Source organism: Dongia sp. P2_B8 (genome assembly GCF_056404715.1).
This window is the reverse complement of sequence record NZ_JBFUDM010000003.1, coordinates 222,706-238,878: the sequence shown is the minus strand read 5'-3', so window position 1 is coordinate 238,878 and position 16,173 is coordinate 222,706. Positions and strand designations below refer to the sequence as shown.

Genomic DNA, 16,173 nt, shown 5'->3' with positions numbered 1-16,173 from the left:
TTTCCCCCTTAATGGCCGACCGAGGCCGCGCCCTTTTCACCGACCTGGGCATAGTCGACGAAACGGTCGAGATAGAATGGCTTGATGAGATCATGCGGCGTGTCGTTGGCGATGGTGTGCGCCATGGTCATGCCGCAGACCGGCGTCGCCTTGAAACCCCAGGTGCCCCAGCCGCTGTCGATGTAATAATTCTTGACGGGTGTGAGGCCCATGATCGGGCTGAAATCCGGTGTCATGTCGGTCATGCCGGCCCATTGCCGCATGACCTTGACCTCGCCCAGCATGGGCAGAAGTTCCAGCATGTGGCCGAGGAGGCCTTCCTTGAAATCCAGAGTCGAGCGGGTGTTGTAGAGGCCGTAAGGGTCGGTCGAGCCACCCATCACCAGCTCACCGCGCGAGCTCTGGCTGACATAGACGTGGAGCGACCCGGAGACGATGATCTGGTCGAGGAACGGCTTTAGGGGCACGCTCACACAGGCCTGCAGCGGAATGGTGCGGATCGGCAGGCGGAAGCCCGCCATCTTGGCAACGACCGAAGTGTTGCCCGCCACCGCCTGCATCACGCGGTTGGCATAGACGGTGCCGCGCGAGGTCTCGACACCCTTCACCGTCCCGTTCTCGATGATGAGCCCATTGACCGCCGTCTGCTGGTGGATCTCGACGCCCATCTTGGCGGCACCCCTGGCATAGGCCCAGGCCACGGCATCATGCCGCGCGATCGATCCTGGCGGATGAAAGAGCGCTCCCATGATCGGATAGCGCACATGATCCGACATGTTGAGATGCGGACACAGCTTGCCGATCTGGTCAGGATAGATCAGCTCAGAATCGACACCCAATTGTTTGTTCACTTCGGCGCGCCAGCGGCTGGTGCGCATGGCGGCATCGGTATGCGCCAGCGTGAAATGGCCGCGTTCCGAATAAAGGATGTTGAAATCCAGCTCCTGGCTGAACTCGCGGTAGAGCTTCAGCGATTGTTCGTAGAAGCGCACACCTTCCGGCGTCAGGTAGTTGGAACGGATGATCGCCGTGTTGCGCGCCGTGTTGCCGCCGGCGAGATAGCCACGCTCCAGCACGCAGACATTGGTGATGCCATGGGTCTTGGCGAGGTAATAGGCGCAGGCCAGCGCATGCCCACCACCGCCGATGATCACCACGTCATAGGATTTCTTCAGATCCTGGGCCTTCGGGATGAACCGCTCGGCCGGATACTTGCCGCTGAGGCCATAGCGCAGGATCTTGAGGGGGAAAAAGGCGGGAAGCATGGGTGGAGCCTCGCTGAATCCGTCACATCCGTTGATGGCGGCAAGGCTATCTCAGCCGATTTTGCACCATTGTCAATTATCGACATACGATGACGTAAAATCGGCAGCGTGATTTTGGGGCCGCTGCCGAGCAGCGCCCACTTCTAAGCCCTCTCCCTTCGGGGGGAGGGTTGGGTGGGGGCATGGGCGATGGCTTTGTGAGAGCGAGACTGAATGCGGCCCCCMCCCCSGCCCTCCCCCTGAAGGGAGAGGGAGTTTCCAGCGGGTTCGTTAGAGAGCCCCTCGCCCCGCTTGCGGGGAGAGGGGCTAGGGGAAGAGAGGCAATCCTACGGCAGCGCCGTCCCTGCACTGACCCGTGCCTGGTCGAGCAGCCAGCTGCGCAGGAGTGTCGTTGCGGTGCGCGGCCTGGCCCCGATCGGCTCGATCAGATGGAACCCGAAATCGGTCACCATCACTTCTTCGACCGGCCGCACCAGCCTTTTATCGTGCAGGAAATCATCGACGAAATAGCGCCACCCCAACCCGATGCCTTCGCCGGCAATCGCTGCCTGAACCAGGAGGGGATAGGAGTTGAAACGAATGCGGGCTGCCGGCAGTTTGGGCTTTTCCGGCAAGCCTTGCGACCAATCCTCCCAATTCAACCAGCGTGGATCGGCCGATTCATATTCCAGCAGAGGCATGGCTCGGAATTCGTCCACGCTCAGCGGCAGCTTCTTGCCCTTGAGCAGGCTGGGGCTCGCCACCGGGAACATCTCGCCACCGAACATGCGGGTGGCATTCACCGCCGGCCAATGGCCATCGCCATAGCGGATCGCCATGTCGATACGCTCTTCGGCCAGATCGCCCAGCGCATCGGAGGCGACCAGACGCAGGTCGATGTTGGGATTGGCCGAACGGAAGTTGGGCAGGCGCGGCATCAGCCAGAAGGTGGAGAAGCCCAAGGTGGCGCCGATGGTGACATTGCGCCGTCCCTGCTGCTGGCGAAGGGTGGTCGCGGTATCCGAGATCGAGGTCAAGCCCGATGTCACCGAGCGATAGAGGATGTCCCCTTCCGGCGTCAGGCGCATGCCACGGCGCGAACGGGAAAACAGCAGCACCCCAAGATCGGATTCCAATTGCTGGATCTGCCGGCTGATGGCGGCCTGGGTCAGGCTGAGCTCCCGGCCGGCGGCGGTGAAGCTTTCCAATCTCCCGGCCGCCTCGAAGGCGACCAGGGAGTTGAGAGGCGGCAAAGAGCGGCGCAGTGAGGGGCGGGCCATGGCGATTCCGTCAGCGATGAGTGTGTCTCTATAACGCAGGGTTGCGACGGCATAAAGCCCGCGCATGCCCCGCACATGCTCCCGCACATGCTCTGGGCCCCATCTCGCCACCCTGGCGGCATTACAAGACTTCATGCCGGGATCACACAAGGGCGGATTTACTTCTCAGGTTCGGCGTCCGACATTGGCGCATCCGACATGAGGGCCCGGACATTGGGCCAACCGCCACGCCAGGAGCATTTCGTGCAACCCCGCCTCGATTCGTCACGCCTTCCCTTTGATCCCGCCGCCCTCGAACGGGTGCTGCAGCCGATCGAGACGGCCCGCGGCCTGCCCAATGACGCCTATACCAGCCCGGCCTTCCGGGAGTGGGAACGCGACCGCGTCATCGGCAAGACCTGGTTCTGCATCGGCTTTGGCCGCGATGTCGCCAATCCGGGCGATGCTTTCCCATCCGACGTGCTCGGCCTCCCCGTTCTCATGCTGCGGCGCTATGATGGCACGATCGGCGTCTTCCACAATGTCTGTTCGCATCGCGGTGCCCAGCTGGTGACGGAAGCCTGCAGCGTCAAGCGGCGCCTGCGCTGTCCCTATCATTCCTGGGTTTATGATCTCGACGGCATGCTCCTCGCCACGCCGCATATCGGCGGGCCGCGCGTCAACGAAACACCCGGCTTCGACAAAAGCGAACACGGACTGAAGCCGGTGCGCAGCGCCGTCTTCTGGGACATGGTGTTCGTCAACATCAGCGGCGATGCCGAACCGTTCGAAACCTTCATCAAGCCGCTCAAGGATCGTTGGGCGGATTTCGACATGAGCCGCATCCGCCATCCGGGTGCCGTGGGCAGTTTCAAGCTTACCGTCAACTGCAACTGGAAACTCGCAGTCGAGAATTACTGCGAATCCTATCACCTGCCCTCCATCCATCCGGGCCTCAACTCCTATTCGAAGCTCGAGGATCACTATCATATCGAGGAGCCGGATCATTTCTCCGGCCAGGGCACCCATGTCTATGCGCCGCTGCTGGTCAAGGACGGGCCCAATTTGCCGCAGTTCCCGGGCCTGCCGTCAAAATGGGACAAGGCTGCGGAATATGCCTCACTCTTCCCCAACGTGCTTCTTGGCATCCACCGCGACCATTATTATGCCATCCGCCTGGAGCCGGTATCGCTCGACCAGACGCGCGAGCATCTCGAAATCTACTATATCGACGATGCCTCGGCGGATCCGGTCTTCGATGACGTGAAGCGGGCCAACCTCAATGCCTGGAAGACCGTCTTTGCCGAAGACGTAGGCGTGGTCGAACGCATGCAGCTGGGGCGCCATTCGCCGGGCTATGACGGGGGCGTGTTCTCGCCGGCCATGGATGGGCCGACGCATGTTTTCCATCGGTGGCTGGCGAAAAAGCTGCTCGCTGGCTGAAATCCGGCGCGAAACATTCGCTTTTGCGGGCCGGTTTACCGCCCAGTTTACCACTCTGGGCATCCTGGCTATGCTCCAGCCATGAATGATGCGATTCCCGCGGCCAATGCCGCCATTTTCTATCAGCCGGAAGGCTATGATACAGGCCGCCAGAAGCTGATGGGGCGTCATGCCGCCGGCGAAGGCTTCCTCAAGGGCTTTTTGCGCCACAGCGGCGTCGACACGCTCTATTGCTATGCCGCCACCAAGGAATTCGCGGGGCATTTCCAGCGCCTGGTCGGTGGCTTCGGCAACAAGCGGCCGGTGCGCTGGCTGGATGAAAGTGACGCGGCCAGCCCGCGTGGGCCGGGCACGCTCTACCTGCCGGACCCCAGCCTCGCCGCCGCGGCGTGGCGGCGGCGCGCGGTCGGCCAGAAACTCTTCTCCATCACCGGCATCACCCACACCACGGCGTCGGCCGGCGCCATGGATTGGATTGCCGGCCTCCTTTCGGCCCCCGTGCAGGAATGGGATGCGCTGATCTGCACCTCGACCGTGGTGCGCGAGACGATCGAGGTGGTGCTGGATCAGCAGCAGGAATATCTCAGCGCCCGCATGGGTGCCGCCAAGTTCACGCGGCCGCAATTGCCGATCATTCCCTTGGGTGTTGATACCGAGGCGTTTGCACCGGACGCCGACAAGCGGAACGCGGCGCGGGCAGCACTCGGAATTGCCCCGGACGACGCCGTGGTGCTGTTCGTCGGCCGCCTCTCCTTCCATGCCAAGGCGCATCCTTTGCCGATGTATCTGGGTCTTGAACGCGCGGCGCAGGCTTTGGCCAAGAGCAGCGGCCGCAAGATCCATCTCGTCCAGGCCGGCTGGTTCGCCAATGATTTCATCGAGAATGCGTTCAAGAATGGGGCGGCGCAATTCTGTCCCAGTGTGAATGCCATCTTCCTCGATGGCCGCAAGCCGGACCTGCGCGGCCAGGCCTGGTATGCCGCCGATCTTTTCACCTCGCTCTCCGACAACTTCCAGGAAACCTTCGGCCTGACGCCGATCGAGGCCATGGCGGCGGGCCTGCCCGGCGTGGTCAGCGATTGGAACGGCTACCGCGATACGGTGCGCGATGGCATCGACGGCATCCGCGTGCCGACCTTGATGCCGCGCGCTGGTTTGGGCATTGATCTTGCCGACCGGCATGCCGCCGGCATCGACACCTATGATCTTTATTGCGGCTTCTCGAGCCAGTTCGTGGCGATCGATCCCAATGCCACCGCCCGCGCCTATCTGAAGCTCATCGAAGATGCGCCCCTGCGCCAGCGCATGGGCGCTGCGGCACGGGCGCGTGCCATCGATACGTTCGACTGGGCCGTGGTGGTGAAACGCTATCAGGATCTGTGGGCGGACCTCGCCGAGCGCCGCAAGGCCGGGTCTGAGAATGCACCCCGCGCCGCCGGCCAGCCTGCCAACCCGACGCGGCTCGACCCGTTCATCAGCTTTGCCAGCTATCCCAGCGATATTCTCTCGGATGCGCATATCGTGGCGGCCACGCAGGGCGCCGATGGCGCGCGCCTGCAGGCCCTTCTGCAATCGCCGCTCATTTCCTTCGTAAAGCCGGTGGCGCCGGATCCCGACGATTGCGCAAAGATCCTCGCCCATCTGCAGCGCAGCGGCCCGCTCAGCGTTGCCGATATTCTCGCAGAAGCGCCCGATTCACGCCGTGGCCGCATCGAACGCGGCCTCGCTTGGCTCGCGAAGCTGGGCCTGCTGTCGATCAAGGCCCCGGGGAAACCCTAGGCCCGCTCCCGCGACCACAGGGCTACCACCTCGACGATGGCCCCGGTCAGCTGCGCCAGTTCCGCATCGCTCACGATGAACGGCGGCGCCAGATAGACGACATCGCCGAAGGGGCGGATCCAGACACCGCGTTTGAGGAAATGCGGCCGCAGCCAGGCACCTTCGCCGGCACGGTCCAGCTGCACGACGCCGATGCCGCCCTTGACCCGCACATCGACAACACCTTTGAGGCCGCGGCAGGCCTCCAAATTGGCCTGCATATGCTTCTCAATTGCAGCGATCTGCTGCAGCCGCGGCTCGCGCTCAAAGAGGTCGAGCGAGGCGTTGGCGGCAGCACAGGCGAGCGGATTTCCCATATAGGTCGGCCCGTGCATCAGGGCCGTTTCATGGCGATCGGAGAGGAACGCCTGGAACACGTGCTGGCGCGCGATGGCAGCTGACAGGGGCAAGGTGCCGCCGGAAAGCGCCTTCGAAAGGGTGATGATATCCGGCACGATGCCGGCCTGCTCGCAGGCGAACATGGTGCCCAACCGACCGAAACCGGTCATGATCTCGTCCAAGATCAGCAGATGTCCGTTGCTGGGCATGTCGCAGATGCGGCGCAGAAAGGTCAGGACCGAGGCATCGTGAAACTTCATGCCGCCGGCACCCTGCACCAGCGGTTCGACGATGATGCCGGCAATCTCCGACCCACGCTGCGCCAGCGTTTCGATGAAGGCTGCCTCGGTCACGGCATCGCGCGGCAGGTCAACCACGATCTGCTCCGGCAGATAGCCCTTGAAATGCCCGTGCATGCCTTCGTCCGGATCGCAGATCGACATGCAGGCCATGGTGTCGCCGTGATAGCCGTGACGGAAGCTGACGAAGCGGGTGCGACCGGCAACACCACGGTTGATCCAATATTGGATCGCCATCTTCATGGCCACCTCGACCGAGACCGAACCGGATTCGCAGAAGAAGACGTGATCGAGATCGCCCGGCAGCAATCTGGCAAGCCGGGCAGCGAGGGTCATCGCCGGCTCGGTGGCAAGACCGCCCAGCATCACATGGGGCAGCTTTTCCAGCTGGGCTGCCACGGCCTCTCTGATGTGCGGATGATTGTAGCCATGGGCCTGGGTCCACCAGGAAGCGATACCGTCAACGAGGCTGGTGCCGTCGGCCAGATGCAGCCGCGCGCCTTCGGCACGGACGACCGGCAGCGGCACAGGCGCTGTCTGCATCTGCGCATAGGGCAACCAGAGGTGCTGGAAGCCCTCCTGCAACCAGGCAGGCGTGCCACCAAATGAATCAGGCATGGTGCGTATGGGCCGGCATCGGCTTCAGGCCGAGCTTGTCGAACAGCATCTCGTCGCGCGGCTGCGTCGGGTTGGCGGTGGTGAGCAGCTTGGGTCCGCAGAAGATCGAATTGGCACCGGCGAGGAAGGCCAGGGCCTGGATCTCGTCGGACATCGTCTCGCGGCCGGCCGAGAGACGCACCATGGAAGCCGGCATCATGATGCGCGCGACCGCGATGGTGCGCACGAATTCCAGCGGATCGAGCTTGTCGGTGCCATGAAGCGGCGTGCCTTCGACCTGGACCAGCATGTTGATCGGCACCGATTCCGGATGCTCCGCCATGTTGGCAAGTGTCACCAGCATGCCGGCACGGTCGCGGCGGCCTTCGCCGAGGCCGACGATGCCGCCGCAGCAGACTTTCATCCCCGAGGCGCGCACGCGGCCCAGGGTCTGCAGGCGGTCGTCATAGGTGCGGGTGGTGATGATCTCACCGTAATATTCCGGCGAGGTGTCGATATTGTGGTTGTAGTAATCGAGCCCCGCTCCGGCCAGCGCATCTGCCTGGGTGTCGGTCAGCATGCCGAGGGTCATGCAGGTCTCTAGCCCCAGATCCTTGACACCCTTGACGATGTCGCAGACGGCTTCGACATCGCGGTCCTTCAATTCGCGCCAGGCAGCGCCCATGCAATAGCGCGAGGCGCCACTCTCCTTGGCAGCCTTGGCTTCGGCCACCACCTTGGCGACGCTCATCAACCGGTCGGCCTCGACGCCAGTCTGGTATTGCGCCGCCTGCGGGCAATAAGCGCAATCCTCGGCGCAGCCGCCGGTCTTGATCGAGAGCAGGGTCGACATCTGCACCTCGTTGGCATCAAAGCGCTGGCGATGCACGGTCTGCGCCTGGAAGATGAGGTCGTTGAAGGGCAAGGCGAACAAGGCTTCGACCTCGGCCACCGACCAATCATGGCGCACATCGCTTTGTGACGATGTCCGCGCTTCTGCCAAACTGTTCATCGCCGCCAGCCCTTCCCTGTCCATGAGCCCCGTAACTTTCACCGGTAACTTTCGCTGGGGTTCGATTGCGCCGGACGCTAAGCTGCACCCGCCGCCCTGTCAAGCCGACGGGGTTCCTCAACCCACTGGAATAAATAGCACTTATCAGATGACCGGCTATTTCGTGACAGCCACCGGCACCGACATTGGCAAGACTTATGTGAGCGGCGCCCTGCTGCGTCATTGGCGCCGGGAACAGCGCGCCATTGCCGCGTTGAAGCCGGTCATGAGCGGCTTCGATCCCAGCGACGTGCCTGGCTCCGATGCCGGGCAATTGCTGCTGGCGATGGATGCGCCGATGGATCTCCCCGGCCTCAACCTCATTTCCCCCTGGCGTTTCCAGGCGCCGCTCTCACCCGACATGGCGGCAGCGCGCGAGGGCAAGACCATCCCCTATGACAAGCTGGTCGCTACCTGCCGATCAGTCGCCGGCATGATGCCGGAAGACGGCCGCCTCATCATCGAAGGCGTAGGCGGCGTATTCGTACCGCTCGATGACCGGCATACAGTGATGGATTGGATGCAGGATCTCTCGCTGCCGATCCTGCTGGTGGCTGGTTCCTATCTCGGCACCATCAGCCATACTCTGGCCGCGCTGGCAGCGATGCAGGCGCGTGGCCTCACGCCACATGCCGTGATCCTCAATGAATCGCCGGTGAGCCCGGTGCCCCTGCCAGAGACGGCGGCAACGCTCGCCCGACATTGGCCGGGACCGCCGGTCCACATCCTGCCGCGGAACGCGAGAGCAGCAGACATCGCCTGCCTCGCAGCCGCCCTATGACCGATATCGCCATCATCGGCGCCGGGGCTGCCGGCATCGCGGCGGCACGACACCTCGCAGCCCTGGAGCATGATTTCGTGCTGCTCGAGGCCAAACCCCATGCCGGCGGACGCTGCGTCACCGACCATGTAACCTTAGGCGCGCCGGTCGATCTCGGTGCCCATTGGCTGCATTCCCCGGCGCGCAATCCGTTGGTAGAGATCGCCGATCGGTACGGCATCCGCTATCGCCAGGGCGCCCAGGACGGCCGCTACTGCCGCAACGGTGCCTGGCTGGAGTCGGCAGAAAGCAAGGCCTGTGCTGCCTATGTCGAGGCCTGTTTCGACCGCGTCATGGCGGCGGGCCAGGCTGGGCGCGATGGTGCCGTCACCGATCTCTTCACCGGCGGGGAGGACCATCCCTGGTATGAATTGTTCCTGGCTGAATTGCAGGCCAAGCAAGGGGTCGCCCCCGGCCAATGCTCGATCCTCGATTTTGCGCGCTATGTCTGGGAGGGCGATGATTGGCCGGTGATCGACGGCTTTGGCACGGTCCTCGCCCGCCTCGCGGAAAGCCTGCCGATCCAGTATGCAACGACGGTCGAACGCATCGACTGGTCAGGATCCAAGGACGTCCGGCTGACGACGCCAGCGGGCACGGTCGCAGCGCGCGCGGTCATCCTCACAGTCTCGACCGGCATTCTGGCGTCAGGCATCCGTTTCGATCCCCTGCTGCCCGATTGGAAAGATGAGGCGATCGACGGCCTGCCGATGGGGTCCTGCAACAAGGTGGCGTTGCGTTTTTCCGGCCGCGTCTTTGCCGATTGCAATGCCAGCCTGGTCCTGCCCATGCGCGGGCTTTCGGAACCGGTCGAGTTCATGCTGCGCGAAGGTGAACATGAGATCGCCACCTGCCTGCTCAACGGCCCGTTCGGCAAAGCGCTGGCAAAGGCCGGTCCGGCGGCGATGGCGGATTATGCGTTGGAGCGGCTGATCGAAATGTTCGGGAGCCATCTGCGCCAGGCGCTGTTGCCGGGGCAGGTTACCGCCGATTGGGACGCCGATCCCTTTGTCCGCGGTTGTTACGCCGCTGCCCGGCCTGGCCGTGCCGATGCACGCGCGGACCTCGCCCGTCCGGTCGAGAACCGGCTGTTCTTCGCCGGCGAAGCCACCTCGCGCGATTTCATCGGCGATGTGCATGGTGCCTGGTTCAGTGGCATCAAAGCCGCCGAGGCCGCCCTGGCATCGCGGCCACCGGCCGCCCGGGCATCACGGCTCCATCCGCTCATCTAGGCCTTGACCATGGTCGGGAAGTAACGCTCCATCAACAGGATGGCAGCAACATCGTGGCAATGGTGGCATGACCGAGCTGGATGCCAAGAAATCGACCGACATTTTCATCACGGCCGAAGAATGCCCCGAAGAATGCCCCTCGGCCAAGATCCGCAAACTTGCTGACTATTGGGCAAAGCTGCGCGGCGATCTCAGATTCCCATCGCGCCATGCCCTCGACCCTGCCGACATCAAGGTGCTGCTCCCACACATCGTGCTGGTTGAGATACACCTTGACCCCTTGCGTATCCGCTATCGCCTGGCGGGGACCAAGTTCGTCGAGGCCTTCGGCACCGAGACCAGCGGCCGCTGGCTGCACGAGGTTTATGAAGATCAATATGAACTCGACCAGACGCTGGGCAATTTCCAGCGCCTGCTCGACACAAGCGCGCCGGTTTATGGGCGCACCGAGAACACCTTCCTGCCGATCGGCACCAGCCAGTTCGCCTGGGCGATCTTCCCGCTCTCGGATGATGGCGTGACCATCACCCACGCCTTGGGCATCGAGGATTACACCGCGCTCCGTCGCTGATATTGAATGCCCTTGCCAGGCCTCAACGCGCATTCCACCCGAATTCGCAAAAAGATGGATCTGAAATGAATTCATTCAGGCCTTGGTAACATGTCCACCCTATTGTCGTGGGAATATATTCCAATTCGCGCGGTCCAATGACGTGCGATTTCCGGCCTTGCCGGACGACCTTCAGGAGTGACTCATGCTGGCCAACACAAAAATCTTTGTCCGCTTAATCGCCTTGCTGGTGCTGATGTTGGTCCTTATGGGCGGTATCGCCGGTGTCGGCTTCAAGGGAATCTCGGACATCGAAAGCGAGTTGAGCACGGTCTATCTCGACCGCGTGATCCCGATGCAACAATTGCGCAAGATCTCGAACGACTATTTCAATGTCCGTATCCAGGTCATGGCGGCGGTGAGTACGACCGATACGCAGGTCATCGCGGACGCTACCCGGCAAATCGAAGCGTTGGTCGCAGAGTCTGACAAGGAATGGCAGGCTTATATAGCAACCTTCCTGACGCCAGACGAAAAGCGCCTCGTTGCAGACGCAATGGCGAAATTTGCCAGCTATGACGATGTGCGCGGCAAGGTCCTGGCAGCACTCAAGGCAGGCGATTTCGATGGTGGCCGAGCCCTGGCAAAAAGCGAGGGCGGCCCGGCTCTCGCAGCTCTGATGGGTGCCTTGGATAAACTCAGCTCCTTGCAGGTCGATGTCGCCGCGACGGAATATTCAGACGCGCAGGATGTGTCTGCCCGCAACAAGATAACCTTGCTGGGCGGCTTCGGCATGGCCTTGCTCTTGGGCAGTCTTGGCGCCTTCGTCATCGCCCGGTCCATCACCAAGCCCTTGCAGAACATCATCGGCGTCATGGGGGAACTGACCACCGGCAATCTCAATACCGAAATCAGCGGCAGCCATCGCAAGGATGAAGTAGGTGACGTATCCCGGGCGGTCGTGATCTTCAAGGACGGCTTGCTGGAAACGCAGCGCCTGCGCGCGGAACAGGAAATAGCCAAGAAGCAGGCGGAAGAAAATAGGCATAAAGCGATGATCGGCATGGCGGACCGCTTCGAGGCGACCGTCGGCAATGTCCTGGGCGCCGTCACGGATTCAGCCAGCAAACTTCAGGTGACCGCCCAGACAATGTCGGCAACTGCCGAAGAGACAGCGCGCCAATCGTCGGCCGTCGCCGCTGCCTCCGAACAGACGACTTTGAATGTCCAGACAGTGGCATCCGCAGCCGAGGAACTTTCAGCATCGATTTCCGAAATTAGTTCACAGGTCAATGAATCCAATCGGGTCGTCAGCGGCGCTGTCACCCAGGTCAATGATACGAACGCCAATGTCAGGAATCTGGCCGATGCCGCGCAGAAGATCGGCGCGGTCGTGCAATTGATCAACGACATCGCCGGGCAAACGAATTTGCTCGCTCTCAATGCCACCATCGAAGCCGCGCGCGCTGGCGAGGCCGGGCGAGGCTTCGCAGTGGTGGCGTCCGAGGTAAAAGCCCTGGCAACACAGACCTCAAGTGCCACGGAAGAAATCGCCGGCCAGATACGCTCGATCCAGGACGCATCGAATGGATCGGCGCAGGCGATCCTCGGGATCACGCAAACGATCAGGCGGGTGAGCGAGATTTCGACGGCGATCGCATCCGCCGTCGAAGAGCAGGGGGCTGCAACGCAGGAAATATCACGCAGCGTTCAGCAGGCCGCACAAGGCACCACCGAAGTATCGGCCAACATATCAAACGTTACGACAGCTGCGCGGCAAACCGGCCTGGCTGCCAGCGATCTGCTCGTCTCCGCCGGCGAACTCTCCAAGAATGGTGTGCTGCTCAAGCAGCAAGTTGGCGAGTTCCTGCGCGAGGTCCGCGGCTAGCAGCTCATCATCGCCGCGGCGCGGAAATTTGGCACGGCCGAAGCGTCAGTGCGGCCCTTTTTGCCTGGATCGGTAAAATAGATGGATTTGAGATGAACCCATTTAGCCCTTGGTAATAATTCCACATTATGATTGTGGGAATAAAGTCCGAGCGCCTTCCGCGCGCGCCCTTAGCGGCCCGCGGTTTGGTATTAAAGTGGAGAGTAGATCATGCTCGCCAACACAAAGGTCTTTGTCCGCCTGATTGCCTTGCTGGTGCTGATGCTGATCCTCATGGGCGGCATCGCTGGTGTCGGCCTGAAAGGACTTTCGGATATCGAGGCCGGTTTGCAGACCGTCTACAATGATCGCGTCATCCCGATGCAGCAATTGCGGACCATCACCAACGCCTATTTCAATGTCCGCATCCTGGTCGTGAGCACGGTTAACACGACTGATCCTGCGGTCGTCACCGAGAACACGCAGAAGATCAACGCCCTCGTGGCGGCCGGCTACAAGGAATGGCAGGCCTATATCGCGACTTTCCTCACGGATGAGGAAAAGGCGCTGGTCGCAGATGCGACGGCCAAATTTGCCACCTATGACGAGGTCCGCGGCAGGGTCCTGGGGGCTCTCAATGCCGGCGATTTCGAGGGTGGCCGGAAACTGGCCAAGAGCGAAGGCGGACCGGCTTTGGCCGCCCTGATGGGAGCACTCGATAAGCTGAGTGCGCTGCAGGTCAATGTCGCGGCGCAGGAATTCGCCGACGCACAGGAGCTGTCCTCCTGGGACAAGATGACCCTGCTGGGTGGCTTTGGCCTCGCGCTGGTGCTTGGCAGTCTCGGCGCCTTTGTCATCGCCCGCTCCATCACCAAGCCACTGCAAAACATCATCGGCGTCATGCGGGAGCTGACGGCCGGCAATCTCAATGCCGAAGTCAGCGGTGGCAAGCGCAAGGACGAAGTAGGCGACGTGTCGCGCGCGGTAGCGATCTTCAAGGATGGATTGCTGGAAACGCAGCGCCTGCGGCAGGAACAAGAGGATGCCAAGAAACAGGCAGAGGAAAATCGCCGCAAGGCGATGATCGGCTTGGCCGATCGGTTCGAGGCCACTGTCGGCAATGTGCTGAGCGCCGTCACCGATTCCGCCACCAAGCTGCAGGCAACCGCCCAGACCATGTCGGCAACCGCCGAAGAAACCGCCCGGCAATCGGGCGCGGTCGCGACAGCTTCGGAACAGACCACCGCCAATGTGCAGACGGTGGCATCGGCTGCGGAGGAACTCTCGGCCTCGATCGTCGAGATCAGCTCCCAGGTCAATGAATCCACGCGCATCGTCACGGGTGCCGTCAATCAGGTGAATGACACGAACAAGAGCGTACAAAGCCTTGCGGACGCCGCGCAGAAGATCGGCGCGGTCGTGCAACTGATCAACGATATCGCCGGGCAGACCAATCTGCTGGCCTTGAATGCGACGATCGAAGCGGCGCGCGCTGGCGAGGCCGGCAAGGGCTTYGCCGTGGTGGCCTCGGAAGTGAAAGCCCTGGCCACACAGACCTCGCGCGCAACGGACGAAATTGCCGGACAGGTCCGCTCGATCCAGGACGCCTCGGCCGGATCCGCCCACGCCATTGCCGGTATCACGGACACGATCAACCGGGTCAACGAGATATCGACCGCGATCGCGTCAGCGGTCGAGGAACAAGGTGCGGCGACACAGGAGATTTCCCGCAGCGTCCAGCAGGCCGCCCAGGGCACTACTGAAGTGTCGGCCAATATCTCAAGTGTCACCACGGCCGCCCGTGAAACCGGGGTTGCTGCTTCGGACCTGCTGGTATCTGCCGGTGAACTCTCGAAGAACGGCACACTGCTGAAGCAGCAGGTCGAGGACTTCTTGCGCGAGGTCCGCAGCTAGTAGAAATAGTTCCGGTCGTTGAGGTCGGGATAGAGGCTGGCCACGTAATCGCCATAGCCGTTGAAGATCTGTGTCGGCACCCGTTCGCCCGAACCCAGCACGCGTTCCGATTCCTGGCTCCAGCGCGGATGCGAGAAGGCCGGATTGACGTTGGCATAGAAGCCATACTCGCTGCTCTGCAGTGCCTGCCACAATCCCACCGGCTGTTCATCGGTGAAAGTGATGCGCTGGATGCCCTTGGCGGATTTGAAGCCATACTTCCAGGGCAGCGCGATGCGGAACGGGGCACCGTTCTGCTTGGGCAGCGCCTTGCCGTAGACGCCCGTCACAACGAAGGCGAGTTCGTTGGTGGCTTCCGCCAGCGTGAGACCTTCGAGATAGGGCCAGGGATAGATGGGGTCACCCTGGCCGGGCGCCACATCGGCGTTCATGAAGCTTTCAAAACGCAGGAACTTGGCGCCGGATTGCGGCTGCGCCAGCTTGACCAGGGAGGCCAGCGCGAAACCGCTCCATGGCACGGCCATCGACCAGGCTTCGACACAGCGATGGCGGTAGTTGCGCTCCTCGAGCGGCATCTGCTTCAGAAGATCGTCGATGGCGATGGTCTGCGGCTTGTCGATCAGGCCGTCGATGGTGATCGCCCAGGGACGGATCGGCAATGCTTGTGCCGCGTCCTTGATGTCCTTCGAGGTGCCGAATTCATAATAATTGTTGTAGGAGGTGGCGTCGGCCTCCGGCGTCAGGTCGCGGTCGAGCGTGAACTTTTCATTGCGCTTCACCGGATAGAGGCTGGCCGAGGGGTCCGGCGTCAGATCGCCTTCCGCAGCCGCCTTTTTCTCGCAGGCAAGGAGCGCCGGGGCGAACATGGCGCCAGCCGCCCCAATCAGGAAGCGCCGCCGGTTGCGGAAGACATGCTCGGGCGTCAGTGCCGATTCCTTCAGCTCCCAGCCACGGTTTTTCCGGATCCACATCATCTTTCTCCCTGAAGCATCACGCCCGCCCGACAGACCTGCCCGACAGGTCGGTCTAGAGGTGATACGCGCGAGGCACGGGATAGATTACAGCCGATCGGCCGGCCGAACAAAGAAAGACCGGCGCCGGATTGGCCGGCGCCGGTCCTAAATCATTGAAATACCAGGACTTACTTGCTGAGCAGCGCGCGCAGCATCCAGGCATTCTTTTCATGAAGCTGCATGCGCTGCGTGAGGAGGTCCGCAGTCGGCTCGTCGCCGGCCTTGTCGGCCGCGGGGAAGATGCTGCGCGCAGTCTTCGAGATCTGCTCCTGGCCGGAGACCAGCTGCTTGATCATGTCTTCGGCGGAAGGGACACCCTGCTCTTCCTTGATCGAGGAGAGTTTCGAATAGGCGGCATAGGTGCCTGGCGCCGGATAGCCCAAGGCACGGATGCGTTCGGCGATGAGGTCGACCGCGAGCGCCAGTTCCGTGTACTGCCCCTCGAACATCAAATGCAGCGTGTTGAACATCGGGCCTTCGACGTTCCAATGGAAATTATGGGTCTTGAGGTAAAGCGTGTAGGTGTCCGCCAGCAGACGCGACAGGCCATCGGCGATGGCCTTGCGGTCCTTCTTGGAGATGCCGATATCGATTTCCATGTGCATGACCCTTGATTGGTTTTTAGAAGCTAAATTTGGCCCTAAGCCCCGGCGATCGCAAGGCTTTAGAATGGGTCTAAACGATGAAATTCTCTGCCGCGGTTGATCGATTGGCTCGATCAGCCGCG

13 protein-coding genes are annotated in these 16,173 nt (G+C 62.1%); 7 read left to right on the top strand and 6 right to left on the bottom strand.

What is annotated here, in order from left to right; all coding sequences use genetic code 11:
- Positions 1–8 precede the first annotated feature (8 nt).
- Positions 9–1,265, bottom strand: a complete 1,257-nt coding sequence (locus AC1DWZ_RS08725) for an FAD-dependent oxidoreductase (RefSeq protein WP_477168490.1) — start codon at positions 1,263–1,265, stop codon at positions 9–11.
- 326 nt (positions 1,266–1,591) lie between these two features.
- Complete coding sequence (locus tag AC1DWZ_RS08720) at positions 1,592–2,524, bottom strand: LysR substrate-binding domain-containing protein (protein WP_477168489.1); 933 nt, start codon at positions 2,522–2,524, stop codon at positions 1,592–1,594.
- Between the two features lie 243 nt (positions 2,525–2,767).
- Here AC1DWZ_RS08720 and AC1DWZ_RS08715 point away from each other — a divergent pair, with 243 nt between their 5' ends.
- Entirely contained in the window at positions 2,768–3,946 is a 1,179-nt protein-coding gene (locus tag AC1DWZ_RS08715; protein WP_477168488.1) for an aromatic ring-hydroxylating oxygenase subunit alpha, read from the top strand.
- 81 nt (positions 3,947–4,027) lie between these two features.
- Positions 4,028–5,725 (top strand): glycosyltransferase family 4 protein, encoded by a 1,698-nt coding sequence (locus tag AC1DWZ_RS08710; RefSeq protein ID WP_477168487.1) that lies wholly within the window; start codon positions 4,028–4,030, stop codon positions 5,723–5,725.
- On the opposite strand, the gene AC1DWZ_RS08705 is transcribed toward AC1DWZ_RS08710, so the two are convergent.
- The gene (locus tag AC1DWZ_RS08705) at positions 5,722–7,020 is read right to left on the bottom strand and encodes an adenosylmethionine--8-amino-7-oxononanoate transaminase (protein WP_477168486.1); all 1,299 of its coding nucleotides are present in this window, start codon (positions 7,018–7,020) and stop codon (positions 5,722–5,724) included. The two genes, AC1DWZ_RS08710 and AC1DWZ_RS08705, sit on opposite strands and share 4 nt — an antisense overlap.
- Positions 7,013–8,011 (bottom strand): biotin synthase BioB, encoded by a 999-nt coding sequence (gene bioB / locus AC1DWZ_RS08700; protein WP_477168485.1) that lies wholly within the window; start codon positions 8,009–8,011, stop codon positions 7,013–7,015. The genes AC1DWZ_RS08705 and bioB overlap by 8 nt, the downstream gene beginning before the upstream one ends.
- 148 nt (positions 8,012–8,159) lie before the next feature.
- Between bioB and bioD the strand changes: the two genes are divergently transcribed.
- The 5 genes from bioD to AC1DWZ_RS08675 all read left to right on the top strand — a co-directional run bounded on the left by bioD (position 8,160) and on the right by AC1DWZ_RS08675 (position 14,433).
- Positions 8,160–8,831, top strand: a complete 672-nt coding sequence (bioD, locus tag AC1DWZ_RS08695; protein WP_477168484.1) for a dethiobiotin synthase — start codon at positions 8,160–8,162, stop codon at positions 8,829–8,831.
- Positions 8,828–10,102: a flavin monoamine oxidase family protein gene (locus AC1DWZ_RS08690; RefSeq protein ID WP_477168483.1), complete on the top strand. Its 1,275-nt coding sequence runs from the start codon at positions 8,828–8,830 to the stop codon at positions 10,100–10,102. Before bioD ends, AC1DWZ_RS08690 begins: the two co-directional genes overlap by 4 nt.
- Before the next feature lie 67 nt (positions 10,103–10,169).
- Positions 10,170–10,673: a PAS domain-containing protein gene (locus AC1DWZ_RS08685; RefSeq protein ID WP_477168482.1), complete on the top strand. Its 504-nt coding sequence runs from the start codon at positions 10,170–10,172 to the stop codon at positions 10,671–10,673.
- A 184-nt stretch (positions 10,674–10,857) separates the two neighbouring features.
- Positions 10,858–12,540, top strand: coding sequence for a methyl-accepting chemotaxis protein (locus tag AC1DWZ_RS08680; RefSeq protein ID WP_477168481.1), 1,683 nt, complete (start codon positions 10,858–10,860; stop codon positions 12,538–12,540).
- A 210-nt stretch (positions 12,541–12,750) separates the two neighbouring features.
- A complete protein-coding gene (locus tag AC1DWZ_RS08675; protein WP_477168480.1) occupies positions 12,751–14,433 on the top strand; it encodes a methyl-accepting chemotaxis protein in 1,683 nt (560 codons plus the stop codon).
- Here the strand turns inward: AC1DWZ_RS08675 and msrP are convergent.
- Entirely contained in the window at positions 14,430–15,407 is a 978-nt protein-coding gene (gene msrP / locus AC1DWZ_RS08670) for a protein-methionine-sulfoxide reductase catalytic subunit MsrP (RefSeq protein WP_477168479.1), read from the bottom strand. The genes AC1DWZ_RS08675 and msrP overlap by 4 nt on opposite strands.
- Positions 15,408–15,574: 167 nt before the next feature.
- On the bottom strand, positions 15,575–16,045 hold the full coding sequence (locus AC1DWZ_RS08665; protein WP_477168478.1) for a Dps family protein: 471 nt from the start codon (positions 16,043–16,045) through the stop codon (positions 15,575–15,577).
- Positions 16,046–16,173 lie beyond the last annotated feature (128 nt).